Raw genomic sequence first — 15,980 nt, 5'->3', positions numbered from 1 at the left:
TATCAGCAATCCCTCTTCACCTGCTAATGTGGGCAATATCTCGTTTTCAACGAATTGGGCGCGCCATATTTACATTTCAGGAAAAACAGCATACATTGCCTCCTATGATGGGCTTTATATTGCAGATGTCAGTCATCCTTCATCACCAGCTCTTTTGGCAAAATATGGCTCTGACTCAATTGGAGATGTTTTAGTTCAAGATAAGGTGGCTTATTTGAGCACTGAAAAGTCAGGTCTTCAAATTCTCGATGTGTCAAATCCATCGAGCCCAACACTTCTTGGAAAATTGGACTTGGAATTGAATATTGGCAGTCTATTTCTTCAAAACTCAAAACTCTTTGCAACTAATAATTCACGCGGACTGTTCATCATCGATGTAAGCAATCCTTCATCCCCATCATTGGAAGGATCATATCTTACAGCCGGAACGGTAATAAGAATATCGGTCAAAGATAATAAAGGATATATTTCAACAGGCGAAGGCGGAATGGTTATAATCGACACCTCTGATATCAGCAAGCCAACTTTTTTAGGCGCTTTAGAAACGAAAGGATATTGCAATGACATATTTGCTTCGAACGGTAAAGCATACATTGCAGATGGTAAAAATGGCTTACTCATCGCTGATGTTTCTGATCCCACTTCCCCATCACTCATAGGTTCAATAAAAACTGAAAATGCTCTTTATGTTTCTGAATGGGAAAATACTGCATTCGTTGCAAATGCAGGAGGTATCCTTGATATAATAGATGTTACTGATCCTATCTCTCCGACATTGTCAGCTCAGGTTTATAGTGGATCATCTCCAATTGGAATATACAGTTACAATGGCAGGGTTTATGTTGCCAATTCTAAAGAGGGTATCATCATTATTGACGCAACTACTCCTTCTTCTCCATCCATTGTTGGCGCCTATTATGCCGGTAAGGAAAGCGGATTTTCAGCGAACAAAACAACGCTTTATTATTCTACCATATATGGTAGTTTTTCCATTGCCGATGCAGAGAATCCATCGTTAATAGACATAATCGGTAAGACAGGAATTGGAGAATCGGGATACGATCTATCAGTATCCGGAAATTTGGCATATTTTGATGCAGATGAGATGGGTGGAAAAATTGATTATGGAGTCGCCGTATTCGACATTGAAAATCCATCAGAACCAAAACTCATAGCAAAAATTCCAACTGGTGGAACTTTATTCGCTGATGGGAAAACTCTTTATGTGTCACAAGGTTGGTCGGGACTTGAAATATGGTCAACACCCAAACAATCTGGAATATGGAAAATCAGCAAAAGAAAGGTATTCTATAAGGATAGACTTTCTCTTGAAGGGACGGGTTTTGGAAAAGGAAAGGGAAAAGTCTTTATCATATCAAAGGGCAATAAAATCAAGTGTAGAGTCAAAGAATGGACGGAAAACAAAATAACAGTTGCAATCCCGTGGGGAGCAAGAATAGGAAAAGCCGATATTCTCATTATCTCATCAGATAAAACTTCAAAGAAAAAAACAAAAATTTATTTCAAAGGCAAAAATCCTGTCATCAATAAATTATCATCAAAAAATATATCTGTTGGAAATGAAATAATAATCAAGGGGAAAAACTTTGGTCCTGAAGAAAGCGAGACTGAAAAGCTGATTGCCAAAGGCTTCTCGGCAGTTCTGACTTCCTGGAAAAACAATGAAGTTAGATTCAAAGTCGAACAAATAACAAGCAATAATCCAGAATTATGGATAGAAACACGATACGGAAAAAGCAGGCAAGTAAAATTGAATATATCTATGATTTCTTCAATGTATGAATAAAAGGTATGGTTAGGATTAAAAATCTGTTTATAATTCTTCTTTCCTTATTACTTCTGCTTTCAGTCAATAAAAGAGCTGAAAGCGAGATAATGCATCTGCTATCAACCTTTGGTGGAAGCTACAATAATGTCAAAGTAGAAAATAGCCGCATTTATATTACGACAGAAAATGGAATAATTGCTCTCGATGCTTCTTCCCCTGCAGACCCAGTACTTCTTTCTTTTTACAATGGAACTGATTTAGACACTTTTTGTATTTCAAATGAAATTGCTTATGTTGCTCAAGATGAAGGATTTGACATAATAGACTATTCAAACCCCTATTCACCACATAAAGTAGGCTCTTTTTCCACTGGAAACAGTGTGCGTGAAATATCAGTTTCAAACAATTTGGCTTATATAGCAGATTATGGAGGAGGTTTTAAGATAGTTGATGTTTCAACGCCATCTTCTCCACAACTCCTCGGCAAAGTTTTTGTTGGCTCATTTGACATCGACCTCTCTATCTCCGACAACAATGTATTTACAGTTTCCGGAACGTCAGGAGCTGTAAAATTAATCGATGTGTCTGACCCTGCAAATCCGCATCTAAAAAGCATTTATTACATCCCCAATGGTTATGCTCAAAAAATAACCTCAAAAGGCTCAACTGCATATGTGATAGATGGGACCAAAAAAGAAGGGAATAAATTCGCTGGATTTAATGTCATTGATTTTTCAAATCCTCTTCTTCCAAAAATCACTAAAAGTGCAAAATCCTATGCCAATAAAGATGGAAATATCTTAGCAACGGATTCGAAACTTTTTTTAACATCAGGCAGAACAGGAATTTTAAAGTTCTTTGATATAAAAAATGACCCACTCAATCCTGTCATCCAGTCTTCATCCTATGGTACAGGTCCCAATTCAGTTATCAGTGCATTTGATGTAGAAGGAACAAAGGTCTATATCGCCGATAAAAGGAATGGATTACATATCATAAATGTAAATGACAACTTTGAAACAGAGCTTCTTGGCAGATATAAAACAGTGAGCGGAGTCAAGGGCGTTTACATCGTCAATGATAAAGCATTTTTAGCAGATTATTATGAAGGGCTTGTTATCATCGATATTTCAAATACAGATTTGCCAAAATGGGAAAGCTCTTACAGTAGTGCTGAAGATGGGAAGCCGATAAATTGCCAAAAGGTTGTTGTCGATAATGGCACCGCATATTTGGCTACCGCAAATAAAGGTGTAATAATTCTCGATGTAAGCGATACAGCAAATCCAACCTTTCTTGGCTCTTACGATAACATTGACAATGTTGTCGATTTATATCTTTCCGGCTCTTACCTTTATCTTGCAAGCCCTAAGGAGGGGTTACAGATAATCGATGTAAGCACTCCCACATCGCCTTCACTTGTTGGCTCATACAAGCCTGATTCCATCAATGTTAACGAAGCCAAAGGGATTTATCTTTCGGGCACAACTGCCTATCTTTCTCAAGGATACTCTGGCGTTAAAATAATCGATGTAAGCAATATCCAATCTCCTCGATTAATTGGAGAATTTACTGTTGAAAATGCAATATATGCTCTTTCCGTCAAGCAATTGAACGATATTTTGTATGTCGCCAGTGGAAGATATTTATATACTGTAGATGTTTCCAATCCTTCATCTCCAACACTGCTTCATTCCTTCACAAAAACGAATTTTGGTGCAAACAGAATAGCTCTTTCTGGCAATCAAATGTATGTGGGCGGATATTATGACGAGCTTTTCGTATTTGATATTTCAGATTATACAAATCCTCAATATAAAGGAGCTTTTAAACTTAGAACTGTTCCTCCAAACAAATACCCTCATGGAATCAACGACATCTTTATAGATAATACAATGCTGTATTTGGCAGGAGGGGAAGGAGGATTAAAAATAATCGAAGGAACAGAACTTCCCGAACTTTCCCATTATCCATCAATAACATCTATAAGCCCTGATACAGGTTTTTTCGGCGATAAGGTTACACTTAGTGGAAATTACTTTGGAGATGAAAAGGTAAAAGTTAAAGCAACTGACGGCAATCTTGAATTTGATTGTTCTATCGAAAGCTGGCAGAATGATGAAATTACCTTTTCACTTCCTTGGGGATTTAAAGAAGGGCCCATACAGTTCATAGTAGAAAACTCTGATGGTTTGCAAACAACAAGCGAAAACTTCACATATGAAGTTAATAAGCCGGTAATAAACAGTGTTTTTCCAAAAAAAGTAAATAAAAAGGAGTCTTTTACAGTTGAAGGCGAAAACTTTGGGCCAAATAAATATTCAGCTGAAATGCTCGTTAAAGGCGGAGTTCTTTCCATAGAAAAATGGGGTAACGATGCTATTATAATAAAAGTGAACAAAGCAAAAAAGAAAAAAGTTAAATTTCGGATAATAACTCCTTATGGAAAAACCAAATGGCAAAAAATAAAAGTTCGGAAGCATTTCTAAAACTCCCTTCTCATTCGTTCCTCAAAATCAAAAAAAATTTTTTCCTTCTTGACATTTTGTAATATTTTCAGATTAAAAAACAAAGAATAGCAACAGCATCAAAGCACTTGAAAGATTCATAATGGATATAAAAAAGCTAAAGGTAAACCTTCAGTCTTATGGTATTGCACTTGACGATGGTATTTCGGTCGGCCGTGCAAGCGGCGCAGGCCCTGCGGGAAGCGTAACTTTTCTAATAAACGACACACAAATCAATGCGCCATATTCAGAAAACACAGGTAAAGAAAGCCCATATAAAATTATTAAACAAAACGGGAAATTCTCCCTTATGCAAGATGGCAGAGCCATATGCGAAATAAAGTTTCCTCCAGTCCCAAAATTTTATAAAGAAAAAACTGGCGATGATATCTCTTATAAAAAAATTGCCCTTTTACATGGAAAAGACTGCCTTGCAACAACGATTGTCCAACGATGTGAATTATGGAGGAAAGGTAATAAATGTAAATTTTGCGCCATTGAACTCTCTCTGAAAAATGGCGCTACTATTGCTGAAAAAAAGCCTGAAGATTTAGCCGAAGTAGTAAGAAAAGCTGAAAAAGAGGACGGTATCGAGCATCTCACACTCACATCAGGCACATCTCAAAATTTTTCGCATCTTACAACCTTTCTTGCTCGTTGTGTTGAAAAAATTAGAGAAAAGTCTTCCATCCCGATTCATCTTCAGGTTTATCCATTTGGAGAATACAAAAAGCCCTTTGAGATATTGAAAGATGCAGGCGTAGATACTCTGGGAATTCATATTGAAAGCTTCGATGAAGAGATAAGAAATAGATACATTCCCGGAAAATCCTGCCACAGTTTAAAAGAAATTGGAGAAATGCTCAAATGCGCTGTGGCAATATTCGGCAAGAATCAAGTTACATCCTTTATCATTATAGGGCTTGGGGAAACGGCAGAATCTGTAATAGAAGGAAGTAGATGGCTTGCACAAATGGGAGTCTATCCCTTTATCGTCCCTCATCATCCTATAAGAGGTACAGAAACATACCATCTTGGCACTCCCACTCCTCAATATCAGGAAAAAATTTATGTTGAAGTTTCTAAAATTTTAGATGAATATGGTCTATCATCAACTGAAGTTAAAGCAGGATGTGTAAAATGTGCTGCCTGTTCAGCCATCAAAGAATTTGAAATAAAAAAATGAAAAATCATATCCTCATAATAGAAGATGATGTTAAAATAGTACGAAACCTCAAAGAATATCTTCCTGCTGATGAATACTCCATAACCCATGCCTCTGATGGCCAAAAAGGAATCGAATTTTTCAATGAAAATCCGCCGGACCTAATCCTCCTCGATATAATGCTTCCTGAATTGGATGGGCTTGAGGTTTGCCGCGAAATACGAAAAAAGAGTATGGTGCCAATAATAATGATTACGGCAAAAGGAGAAGAAACAGATGTAGTAGTTGGGCTTGAATTAGGTGCTGATGACTACATTACTAAGCCATTCAGTATGAGAGAACTCCTTGCACGAATAAAGGCGGCAATAAGGCGTTCTAAGGAGATGAATGAAATCAGTTTTCATTCAGAAGTCGTCAAATATCCCACATTTTCAGTAAATATTCCTAAAAGGGAAATCACCAAAGGAAAAAAGAAAATTCAACTCACAGTAACAGAATACAATCTGCTTAGTCTTTTTATGAAAAATCCGGGGAAAGTATTTACGCGCAATTCCTTGATTGATTTCGAAAAAGGGAAAGATAATTCTCCCTATGACCGTTCAATCGATTCGCATATAAGCCACCTCAGGCAGAAAATAGAAGACGACCCAAAGCATCCAAAATATATAAAAACCGTTTGGGGCGTTGGATATAAATTCGATCCTGACGATGTTTAAAATAAAAAGCATTTATAGCAAGATCGTCCTGACAATTTTTGGATTCATAATTGCCATATCCATCATCATATTCGCTTTTACCGCATTGATACGAAATGTAATTGACGAACCCTCAATCTACAGCAGAGAGATTACACGAGAAATAAAATTTATGGGGCGCATTGTGGAAGAAAAAATGAAAAATCTATCTGCCGTAGAAAATAACGAAGAAATCAAAAATATGATAGAAGACTTCTCCAACAAAACAGAATCTGACATCAGATTATTGAGATTGAAAGACAGAAAGACACTTTTTTCAGCTTATTACGACAATGAGAATATAAATATTTTCTCAAACAAAGAATTGGATGAAATAGTCAAGGACACAGAGAAAGAAGGCGCAACGAGAAAATACCTGCGCACAGGAAATGGTGAAATGCTTTTCAACACATTGATAAGAGACAGGGACAACAATATCTATTTACTTCAAAGCAAACACAAAATTTTCTATCCGAAGGAAAGAAGGGCTTTTCTTTGGATAATGCTCTTTCTATGCATTCTCATAATTGCCCTCTCGGCATTTCCAATATCCCGCAACATAACAAATCCAATAAATAAACTCATAGATGCGTCCCAAAAATTGGCAAGTGGAAAATTCGGTTACTCCGTTGATGTAAAATCCGGCGATGAAATCGGAAGGCTTGCAGCAAATTTCAATCAAATGTCTGAAAGGATTCGCCAGCTTCATGAAAACAGGAAAAATCTGCTTGCCGACATTTCACACGAGCTTCGCACTCCCCTTGCACGAATTCAAACAGATGCAGAAATCATTATTGACAAAAATCTTAGTGAAGAAAAGAGGAGAGATTATCTAAATGACATCATCGAAGAAATACGATGTATGAACTCTCTGATTGAAGATCTCTTTAATCTATCTAAAATAGACCTTGGCTTTGAAAAGCTCAATCTCGAAGATATCGAATTTTCCACACTGATGAATGAGCTTTACAACCAATTCGAAGCAAGCATAAAAAGAAAGAATATTGAAATGGAATTTGTTGATAGACTCAACAATCAAAAAATTAGAGCGGACAAAGCAAAAATCAAACAGGTAATTTCAAATCTCATTTCAAATGCTCTTCAACATACTGAAGAAGGCGGAAAAATAGTTATAACAGGCCATATAGTAGACGGGAAAATCGAAATTTCTGTCAAAGACAACGGTAAGGGAATACCAGAGGAGGAACTTCCCAAAATATTCAACCGATTCTATCGGGTTGACAAATCAAGAGCAAGAGATTCGGGTGGAAGCGGGCTTGGACTTGCAATCTGTAAAAGAATAATTGCTTTTCATAAAGGAGATATCAGAGCAGAGAGCAAACTCAACGAAGGGACAACAATAACCTTTACCCTACCCCTTTAAATATGAGTTGATTATCTTCCACTCCTAAATTTCATCTGTCTCTATCGAAAAGGGAAAAAAATTAGCTCTTTATACAAGCTGTTGACAGATGGAGGCCTTATAAAATAAAGTTATCATTACAGGAGAAAGATAATGGCAGTAATTCAAGGCATAGTAGACAGAATAGTATACAGCAACGATGATAATGGCTATACAGTGATTAAACTCCTAATTGAAGACAATCGAGGTATCACAGCTGTCGGCAATATGACAGGCATAAATCCGGGTGAAGCCATTAGAATCGAAGGGGAATGGACTACACATAAAAAATTTGGTTCACAGTTTAAAGTAACTTCCTACAAATGGGTTTTCCCAAAAACAAAAAGAGGAATTCAAAAATACCTCGAGTCAGGAATCATAAAAGGTATAGGCCCTGTGCTTGCTGAAAGACTAATCAAACGATTCGGTGAAAATGTAATTTCCATTCTCGACAACTCCCCTGAAGAATTAAAAGAGGTAGAAGGTATAGGAGATAAAAAATTCGAAGTAATAATCAAGGCATGGCAGGAGCAAAAGAAGGTTAGAGATGTAATGATATTCCTTCAATCATATGGGATAAGCCCAGCATATGCATCTAAAATATATAAGCGATATGGCAATAGCTGTATCGCTGTGTTAAAAAATAATCCCTATCAGATGGCATATGATATTGCAGGCATTGGATTCAAAACAGCTGATAAAATCGCCATCTCAAGTGGATTCGATCCGGAATCTCCTGAACGAATAAAAGCCGCCATAATTTATCAACTTGAAAATTTACTTGAAGACGGACATACCTGTTATCCGCAGGAGGGCCTGATTGAAGAATGTTCTAAACTTCTTGAAATAAACAAACCTGAATTAGTAGAAGAAGCACTCTCATCACTTTTGGAAAGAGGAACATTGATAAAAGAATCATTTTCAGACGGCAGACAACCATTGATTTATTTAAATTCGCTATATGATGCAGAGGTAAAGATCTCTGCTATTTTAAAAGAAAGGATCAATACAAAGAGTCTCCACTCAATCTGCAACCTTGAGAGCGAAATAGAAAATTTAGAATATTCTGAAAAAATAAAACTCGCAAAAGAACAGAAGGAAGCCATAAAGCTTGTTTTTTCAAACAATCTGTCAATAATCACAGGTGGTCCTGGTACAGGAAAAACTACGATTCTAAAGTTTGTTACTACCATCTGCAGAAAGAATGCTTTAAAAGTATTGCTGGCTGCTCCTACCGGACGAGCGGCAAAAAGATTGTCCGAAGTTACAGGAATGGAAGCCAAGACGATTCATCGCCTCCTCGAATATAATCCAAGTATGGGATGTTTCTTGAAGAATTCAGATTCGCCATTGAAAGCAGATATAATAATCCTCGATGAATCTTCAATGATTGATATTCCACTTTTTGCGAATTTTCTTGAAGCGCTACCTCCGGACTGCAGCCTTTTAATGGTAGGAGATGTCAATCAGCTTCCTTCTGTTGGCCCGGGCAATCTTTTGCGAGATCTTATCGAATCAAACGTAATCGCCTGTGTAAAACTTGAAAAAATATTCAGACAGGAAGCTAACAGCAATATCGTCATAAATGCCCACAGAATAAACAGAGGAGATTTTCCAAAAATCCCAAAAATAAAGCGTGAGGAAAAAGGCGATTTCTACTTTTTCGAAGAAGAAGATCAAGATAAAGTCTTGAATATTATAAAGGAACTTTATTGCAAAAAAATACCTCAGAAATTCGGATATAATCCTTTCACAGATATTCAAGTCTTGACGCCAATGCACAAAGGAACGGTCGGGGCAATGAATATCAATAGTGTTCTTCAGAACATTTTAAATCCTCAAAAAAAAGAATTAGTGCGAGGCAACAAAATATTCAGGCAGAAGGACAAGGTTATGCAGATTAAAAACAATTATGAAAAGGAAGTATTCAATGGCGACATCGGAATCATCGAAGCAATAGACTTTGAAGAACAAAATCTTGTAGTCAATTTCGACGACCGGTATGTAGAATATGATTTTGGAGAATTAGATGAGCTCACATTATCCTACGCAATATCAATACATAAATCGCAAGGCTCTGAATATAACGCTGTCATTATCCCAATTTTGACACAACACTACTATCTGCTGCAAAGAAATCTCCTATACACTGCAATAACAAGAGGTAAAAAACTCGTTGTTCTAACAGGGACAAGAAAAGCTATCTGGATGGCAATAAAAAACAATAGGGTTCAGGAAAGATATACCCTACTGAAAGAACGGATTTTAAAGACTGAATAAAATATAAAATTACAGGCTATGGACAAGATCAACTAAAAAATGCACTTTTTCATAGGGCGTATCTCTTACAATCCATCCGCCAAGACTAAATATATGAGCAGGAGCACGAAGTCCTTTTTCAACTATCTCTCTTACTCTCTTCTCAATCTCCTTCTCATCAGCAAAAAGGCAGTAAGGCTCTAAATTTCCCTGTACAACCTGCTTGTATTCAAATCTGCTTATTACATCTCCAATATCAACCGTCCAGCTTACAGCTAAGATATCAGGATTCAATTCTTCAATAGGCGAATAAAGGAAACTCCATCCGTCACAGGCAAAGAGCAAAGGGACTCCTTCTGCTTTTACTCTCTCGGAAAGTTTCTTTACATAGGGGAAACAGAAGGATTTATAATCCTCTGGAGACAATACAGCAGGAGCGCCTAAATCAAGCAACATCATAACATCGGCGCCTGCTTCAACCTGGGCTGAAATGGAAGAGAGATAAAATTCTGTCAGTTTTTCCATTAGGGAATGAAAAAATTCAGGCATTGAATGCATCATTTTCTTGAAATTGTAATAAGCCTTCATCCCCGTTGGCGCCTTTCCCTCGATTAAGAAAGCGCTTGTGCTCATCAGCCCTCCTATCCAACCAATGAGGGGCGCCTTACCTGTAAGTTCTTTTTTTGATAATCTCATTGCTTCAAGCCATACCTTCATTGCTTCAGCAGGATCAGGTATTGGCATTTTCTCAATGTCTTCTGCGTTTCTCACAGGATTAGATACGCGCGGTCCTCCATCTTCGGATAACATAATATCAAATCCCATACTACGGAAGGGCACAAGAAGGTCCGATACATGAATTGCGGCATCGTATCCTACTTCTATGACAGGATTAACAGTACATTGCGAACTCAATTCAGGGCTTTCCATTATCTCTGAAAATGAATATCTCTCACGAAGTTTTTTATTTGATGGAGAAGTTACACTCTGTATTTCAATAACAATAGGGATCCGTGAAGGCCTCTTTCCATGTGCAGCTTGAAGATAAGGAAGGTCATTTGCATCCATCATCACTTTTTCAATTTCAAGTAAATTTACGAATGCATCTCATAAACACTTTTCTAAAAATTTTCTTTATAAATCTTCACTTTATACTTCTTTTTTAATCGGGCTATTTCATTTTCAATCTTTTTGACTGTCTCCTCTTTATCAAGAATCATCTCTATTTCTCCTCTCACTTCATCGAGGCTTTTTGGTCTGCCTTTTTTTATCTCTTTTAAAAAGACTATATGATATCCTTCACCGCTTTTAAAGGGGCCTCCTATTTCATTCGGTTTCATAGAAAAGATATTCTTGACAAGTTCCAAAGAATCTCTGTATCCCTTTAACGGCTCATTCTCATGGATTAAACCAAGCTTTCCATCTTTTTGAATCGTTTTTTTATCTATAGAATACCTCTTTACTGCATCTTTGAATGAAATTTTCCCTTCATCTAAAAGTTTCCTGACCTTTTCTGCCTCTTCCTGTGATCGTAAAAGAATATGTGACGCAAAAGCATAGTCACTGTGTTTGAAATCACTTTTATGCTTGTTATAGTAATCAACGACATCATTTTCAGAGACAGACAGGTTTTTCGCCACATATTTCTTAATATAAATATCCCTAATGAGCGCTCTTTCTATGCTTTTCTTGCGCAGCAAAAACTCTCTGTCTTTTTCAATTCCCTTCTCTTTACCTTCAAGATATAGGAGCTCTGTTTCAATATAGTCTCTTATAAAATCTCTTTTTAACTTTTTATTTAGATAACGGACCTGTAAATCTTCTGGTAAAAGTTTTATTATGCTGTCAATCTCATCAATAGTAATTTTTCTTCCACCCACATCTGCAATGACATTGGAAGGAACCTCACCGCTTTCACCATTTGAGACAAATAAAGTGAAAAAAGAAAAAAAGACAAAAATATAAATCAGAAAAAGAGATTCAACTTTTTGCATAGGGAATGCCTTCTATTCTTTTTTGATTATAACTTTTCTTCCTTCGATCTCCAACTTGTCATCACAGAAAAGAGAAACTGCTTCTGCATATGCCTTGTGCTCCTCTTTCAAAATTCTTTCAGCAAGAGAGTGCTCATCATCATTATCATTCACCACAACTGCTTTTTGCAAAATAATTGGTCCTGTATCAGTCCCTTCATCAACAAAATGCACTGTGCATCCACTTATCTTGACACCATAATCTATAGCCTGCTTTTGCGCATTTACACCAGGGAAAGAAGGAAGAAGCGCAGGATGAATATTTATAATGCGGTTTCTATACCTCGAGACAAAATAGGGAGTTAAAACACGCATAAACCCTGCAAGGCAAACAAGCTCTACCTTTTCTCTTTCAAGATGTTCGATAATGTCCTTTTCAAAATCTTCTCGTGTAGAATATTTTCTATGATCGACGACAGCAGTCTTGATTCCGTTATTTTCTGCTCTTTTCAATGCAAAAGCATCAGCTTTATTGCTTATTACTATTGCGATTTCACCATTGATTTTTTTCTCTTTTATTGCGTCAATCAACGCCTGAAGATTGCTTCCCCTTCCCGAAACGAGAACTCCGATTTTTTTTGGCATCTTCACTTTTATCTCTCCCACATCAAATTGAAAAAGTTTTAAAAGAATTAAAATATTTTCACTAATTGATTATGACTTTATGGTTCCCTCTCACTATGCGTCCTATCTTCCAGCCTTTTTGCCCGGACGAAATGCAGTGAGTCAAGATGTTGTCGCTTTCCTTTTCATCGACGATAAGAACCAGCCCTATACCCATATTGAAAGTACGGTATAGTTCTTCTCTTTCAATCATATCCTGCGCCATAATGAAACGAAAAATATTGGGCAGTTCCCAAGAATCGGAATTGATTTCGGCTGACAGATTTTTTTGCAATATTCTTGGAATATTCTCTATCAATCCTCCACCTGTTATATGAGCAATCGCTTTAACAGGATAGGCATTCAAAAGGGGCTTCACTGTTTTGACATAAATTTTTGTAGGTTCTAAAAGGACATCTCCCACTGTCTTTCCCTTTTCTGTTGGAAATTCATCCTTTACCGATAAACCCAATTCATCAAAGAAAAGCTTTCTTACAAGTGAAAATCCGTTGCTGTGTAATCCCGACGAGGCAAGCCCTATTATCACATCATTTTCCTTGATATTGCCTGAAGGGAGAATATTGGCTTCATCTACGATACCTACGGCAAAGCCAGCCAAATCGTATTCTCCTTCCTTGTAAAAACCCGGCATTTCAGCAGTTTCGCCGCCAATTAACGCCATCTCTGCTTGTCTGCATCCTTCTGCAATCCCTTTTACCACTTCGATTCCTTCATCAAGAGAGAGTTTCCCTGTGGCAAAATAATCAAGAAAGAACAGCGGTGTTGCACCGCAAACGATGATGTCGTTTGCGCACATCGCCACAAGGTCGATTCCCACTGTCGAATGCTTTCCAGCTTCAAAAGCAATTTTCAATTTAGTGCCGACTCCATCAGTAGCAGAAACAAGACAGGGTTTTTTTAGCCCCTGCGGAATACGAAAAAACCCCCCAAAACCACCAAGATCAGAAACTACACCTTCTGTAAAAGTTGAGCGGGCAAGGGGTTTTATCTTTTCAATGAATAGATTCCCCGATGAGATGTCAACACCAGATGACTTATAGTCAATTCTCTTTTTGCTCATTTTCTGCCTCAAAAGTAAGAGTTAAAGACTGCGCGTCGTCTAATTGATTTCCAGAATTTTCTGATAATCAGTCATCATTCTCTGGCTATATCAAAGACAAAAATTTCGCAAGTATTGATTTCATATAATTACCAGAAAGAATCAATAAAAGAAATTTTTTTTGTCATATTATGTTAGTTCCATTAAATCTCAAAAAAAGAAGAGCAAAAATTAGTAGAGGGATTTTATTTTTCTCAGAAGAGCAATATTTTCGGAATGGCCGGTAAGATTGGCTGTGATTTTTCCCCTTATAGGCCTGCCCAAGAGATAGAAGTCACCTATGATGTCCAATATCTTGTGCCTTGCAAATTCATCTTTAAATCTCAATTCAGTATTTATCACCTTTTCATTGTCGAGAAGAACCACATTGTTTAACCTGCCTCCGCTTATCAATCCTTTCTTCTCAAGGTACTCAACATCTTTTAAAAAACCAAATGTTCGTGCAGGCGCTATCTCTTTCTTGAAAGTTTCAGCGCCATTGCTGACAAATTCAGCAACCTGCTTCCCAATAGGGGGAGGATAATCCATAATATACTTTACGGCAAAACCATCATATGGTTCTATCTTGATATACTTACTGCCCTTCCCTACTTTTCCATACACAATTTCACGGTCGATGACAATCGCCTCGCAGGTACCTTCCTGCTCAATTATTCCCCCATCCTCAATGAGCTCACAAAAATCAACAGCTGACCCATCCATAATTGGCACTTCATCTGTAATTTTAATAAGTAAATTATTGATGCCGTAAATATTAAGCACTGCCATTATATGTTCGATAGTTTTAACATTCGACTTCCCCTTTTTCAGAGAAGTTGCATGTTCTGTCGATTCTACATTGTCTATATTTGCCTCTACGGTTTCACCGGTAGAAACATTCGCGAAGATGATACCCGTATCAGGCGGCTGTGGGACTAAAATCAATCCTGTTTTCAAACCTGAATGAAGCCCTTGACCGCAAAGGACGACACTCGTTTTCAAGGTTTTCTGATAAACAACCTGTGATGCCGTTTTTTTCTTTTTTCTCATCAATCCAAAAGCCTTGACTTTCTTATCAAGGGTCTTTTTACTGATTCCCATTTCTTTGGCGGCTTTCTTCAAGTCCCAGCTGTTTTTCTTCAAAATGTTGGTCACATATTCCTTCTCCCATTTCTTCTTTGCCTCTTTATAAGAATATCCATCATAATCAAAGGATTTCACATCGCTTCCGCCTCTCAATATTTTACGCACATCAGAATCAGTTATTTTCCCTGTTGGCACTGAAATTGCCAATCTCTCCAAGATATTTTTCAATTCCTTGACATTATTGGGCCATTTATAAAGCATTAACTCTGCCATTGCTTCATCATCAATCTCTCTCAATCCTCTGCCATAATCTTCACTTATGTCTTCTATGAAGCAATTGACAAGGTCAGGTATATCTTCTGTCCTCTCCCGTAAAGGAGGCAGATAAATGGAAGTTGTAAATTCCTTCTGCAATTCAGGCAGGAATTCATCTTCTTGGACCGCCTTAGAAATATCTTTTTCGGATGCGGCTAATATTCTAAATTTCATTGAAAAGACTTTTTTCCCATTGATACGCGCAAACTTTCGGGTTTTAATGAGGTCCAAAAGCTTCTTTTGTACATTCTTGGAAAGTTTATCGATACCATCAAAAAATACTGTGCCATCTGCAGCGAGCTCGAGTTTTCCCCTTTTGGGGGTAGAATTGCCATTTTCTCTGTTTATACCAAATATCTCCTGCTCCAAAATTTCTTCATTCATAGCGGCACAATTTATTTTTACGAAGGGCTTTTCCCTCTTTGCTCCGTTATCGTGTATGATCCTTGCTACCAACTCCTTGCCGGTGCCTCTTTCACCATACACCAACACAGGGAAAGAGCCGTTAGATACTTCATTTATAAGTTGCCGCACTCTTTCAATCTGCTCACTTTTACCGACAAGTTTATATCTTTTGACAAGCTCCCTTTTGAGTTCAATTTTTTCCTTGTTCAATATTCTTCTCTCAAATGCGCGATTGACTGCTGAAAGTAAAACATCCATAGAAAGGGGTTTCTCTATAAAATCAGAAGCTCCAAGCTTTAATGCCCGCACAGCCGTTTCGATTGTCCCGTGTCCTGACATAATTATTACTTCAAGATCCCGTTCGAATTCTTTGATATTTTTTAGCACTTCTATTCCGTCCATACCGGGCATCCAAATATCGAGAAGGACCACATCCGGAGGCAATTCTTTTATCATTTCAAGAGCTTGTGGCCCATCAAGGGCTTTTGATACGGTATACCCCTCATCAGTGAGTATCCCTTCAAGGGAAGTCCCAATATTTTTTTCATCATCTACTACTAATATATGTCCTTTAGGCATTTTT

Annotated in this window: 11 protein-coding genes; 6 read left to right on the top strand and 5 right to left on the bottom strand. The window is 37.4% G+C overall.

The window, feature by feature from the left end; all coding sequences use genetic code 11:
* Positions 1-28 precede the first annotated feature (28 nt).
* From D6734_07255 to D6734_07230, 6 genes are all read left to right on the top strand, one after another.
* On the top strand, positions 29-1,807 hold the full coding sequence (locus D6734_07255; protein RMF94653.1) for a hypothetical protein: 1,779 nt from the start codon (positions 29-31) through the stop codon (positions 1,805-1,807).
* Positions 1,808-1,812: 5 nt separating this feature from the next.
* Positions 1,813-4,278 carry a hypothetical protein gene (locus D6734_07250; protein ID RMF94652.1) on the top strand — a complete coding sequence of 822 codons (2,466 nt, stop codon included), beginning with the start codon at positions 1,813-1,815 and terminating at the stop codon, positions 4,276-4,278.
* Positions 4,279-4,399: 121 nt separating this feature from the next.
* The gene (locus D6734_07245) at positions 4,400-5,482 is read left to right on the top strand and encodes an MSMEG_0568 family radical SAM protein (protein RMF94651.1); all 1,083 of its coding nucleotides are present in this window, start codon (positions 4,400-4,402) and stop codon (positions 5,480-5,482) included.
* Entirely contained in the window at positions 5,479-6,177 is a 699-nt protein-coding gene (locus D6734_07240; protein RMF94650.1) for a DNA-binding response regulator, read from the top strand. Before D6734_07245 ends, D6734_07240 begins: the two co-directional genes overlap by 4 nt.
* Entirely contained in the window at positions 6,170-7,579 is a 1,410-nt protein-coding gene (locus D6734_07235) for a sensor histidine kinase (GenBank protein RMF94649.1), read from the top strand. Before D6734_07240 ends, D6734_07235 begins: the two co-directional genes overlap by 8 nt.
* 132 nt (positions 7,580-7,711) lie before the next feature.
* Positions 7,712-9,877 carry an ATP-dependent RecD-like DNA helicase gene (locus tag D6734_07230; GenBank protein ID RMF94648.1) on the top strand — a complete coding sequence of 722 codons (2,166 nt, stop codon included), beginning with the start codon at positions 7,712-7,714 and terminating at the stop codon, positions 9,875-9,877.
* Between the two features lie 9 nt (positions 9,878-9,886).
* On the opposite strand, the gene D6734_07225 is transcribed toward D6734_07230, so the two are convergent.
* From D6734_07225 to lpxC, 5 genes are all read right to left on the bottom strand, one after another.
* Positions 9,887-10,927, bottom strand: a complete 1,041-nt coding sequence (locus tag D6734_07225) for a hypothetical protein (GenBank protein ID RMF94647.1) — start codon at positions 10,925-10,927, stop codon at positions 9,887-9,889.
* Positions 10,928-10,977: 50 nt separating this feature from the next.
* Positions 10,978-11,850 carry a hypothetical protein gene (locus tag D6734_07220; protein RMF94646.1) on the bottom strand — a complete coding sequence of 291 codons (873 nt, stop codon included), beginning with the start codon at positions 11,848-11,850 and terminating at the stop codon, positions 10,978-10,980.
* A gap of 12 nt (positions 11,851-11,862) precedes the next feature.
* Complete coding sequence (locus D6734_07215; GenBank protein RMF94655.1) at positions 11,863-12,474, bottom strand: phosphoribosylglycinamide formyltransferase; 612 nt, start codon at positions 12,472-12,474, stop codon at positions 11,863-11,865.
* Between the two features lie 61 nt (positions 12,475-12,535).
* The gene (locus D6734_07210) at positions 12,536-13,558 is read right to left on the bottom strand and encodes a phosphoribosylformylglycinamidine cyclo-ligase (GenBank protein ID RMF94654.1); all 1,023 of its coding nucleotides are present in this window, start codon (positions 13,556-13,558) and stop codon (positions 12,536-12,538) included.
* Between the two features lie 225 nt (positions 13,559-13,783).
* Positions 13,784-15,976, bottom strand: a complete 2,193-nt coding sequence (gene lpxC / locus D6734_07205; protein RMF94645.1) for a UDP-3-O-[3-hydroxymyristoyl] N-acetylglucosamine deacetylase — start codon at positions 15,974-15,976, stop codon at positions 13,784-13,786.
* Positions 15,977-15,980: the final 4 nt, after the last annotated feature.

The sequence above is a fragment of the Candidatus Schekmanbacteria bacterium genome, from assembly GCA_003695725.1.
GTDB lineage: Bacteria > Schekmanbacteria > GWA2-38-11 > GWA2-38-11 > J061 > J061.
The sequence above is the reverse complement of the archived record's forward strand: the minus strand, read 5'-3'. Positions and strand labels throughout refer to the sequence as shown.

Excerpts from the sequence above, each read along its gene's own strand:
- D6734_07250 (RMF94652.1), top strand. The coding sequence starts at position 1,813 with ATGGTTAGGATTAAAAATCTGTTTATAATTCTTCTTTCCTTATTACTT.
- D6734_07230 (RMF94648.1), top strand. The coding sequence starts at position 7,712 with ATGGCAGTAATTCAAGGCATAGTAGACAGAATAGTATACAGCAACGAT.
- lpxC (RMF94645.1), bottom strand. The coding sequence starts at position 15,976 with ATGCCTAAAGGACATATATTAGTAGTAGATGATGAAAAAAATATTGGG.
- D6734_07235 (RMF94649.1), top strand. The coding sequence starts at position 6,170 with ATGTTTAAAATAAAAAGCATTTATAGCAAGATCGTCCTGACAATTTTT.
- D6734_07225 (RMF94647.1), bottom strand. The coding sequence starts at position 10,927 with ATGATGGATGCAAATGACCTTCCTTATCTTCAAGCTGCACATGGAAAG.
- D6734_07240 (RMF94650.1), top strand. The coding sequence starts at position 5,479 with ATGAAAAATCATATCCTCATAATAGAAGATGATGTTAAAATAGTACGA.
- D6734_07215 (RMF94655.1), bottom strand. The coding sequence starts at position 12,474 with ATGCCAAAAAAAATCGGAGTTCTCGTTTCGGGAAGGGGAAGCAATCTT.
- D6734_07220 (RMF94646.1), bottom strand. The coding sequence starts at position 11,850 with ATGCAAAAAGTTGAATCTCTTTTTCTGATTTATATTTTTGTCTTTTTT.
- D6734_07245 (RMF94651.1), top strand. The coding sequence starts at position 4,400 with ATGGATATAAAAAAGCTAAAGGTAAACCTTCAGTCTTATGGTATTGCA.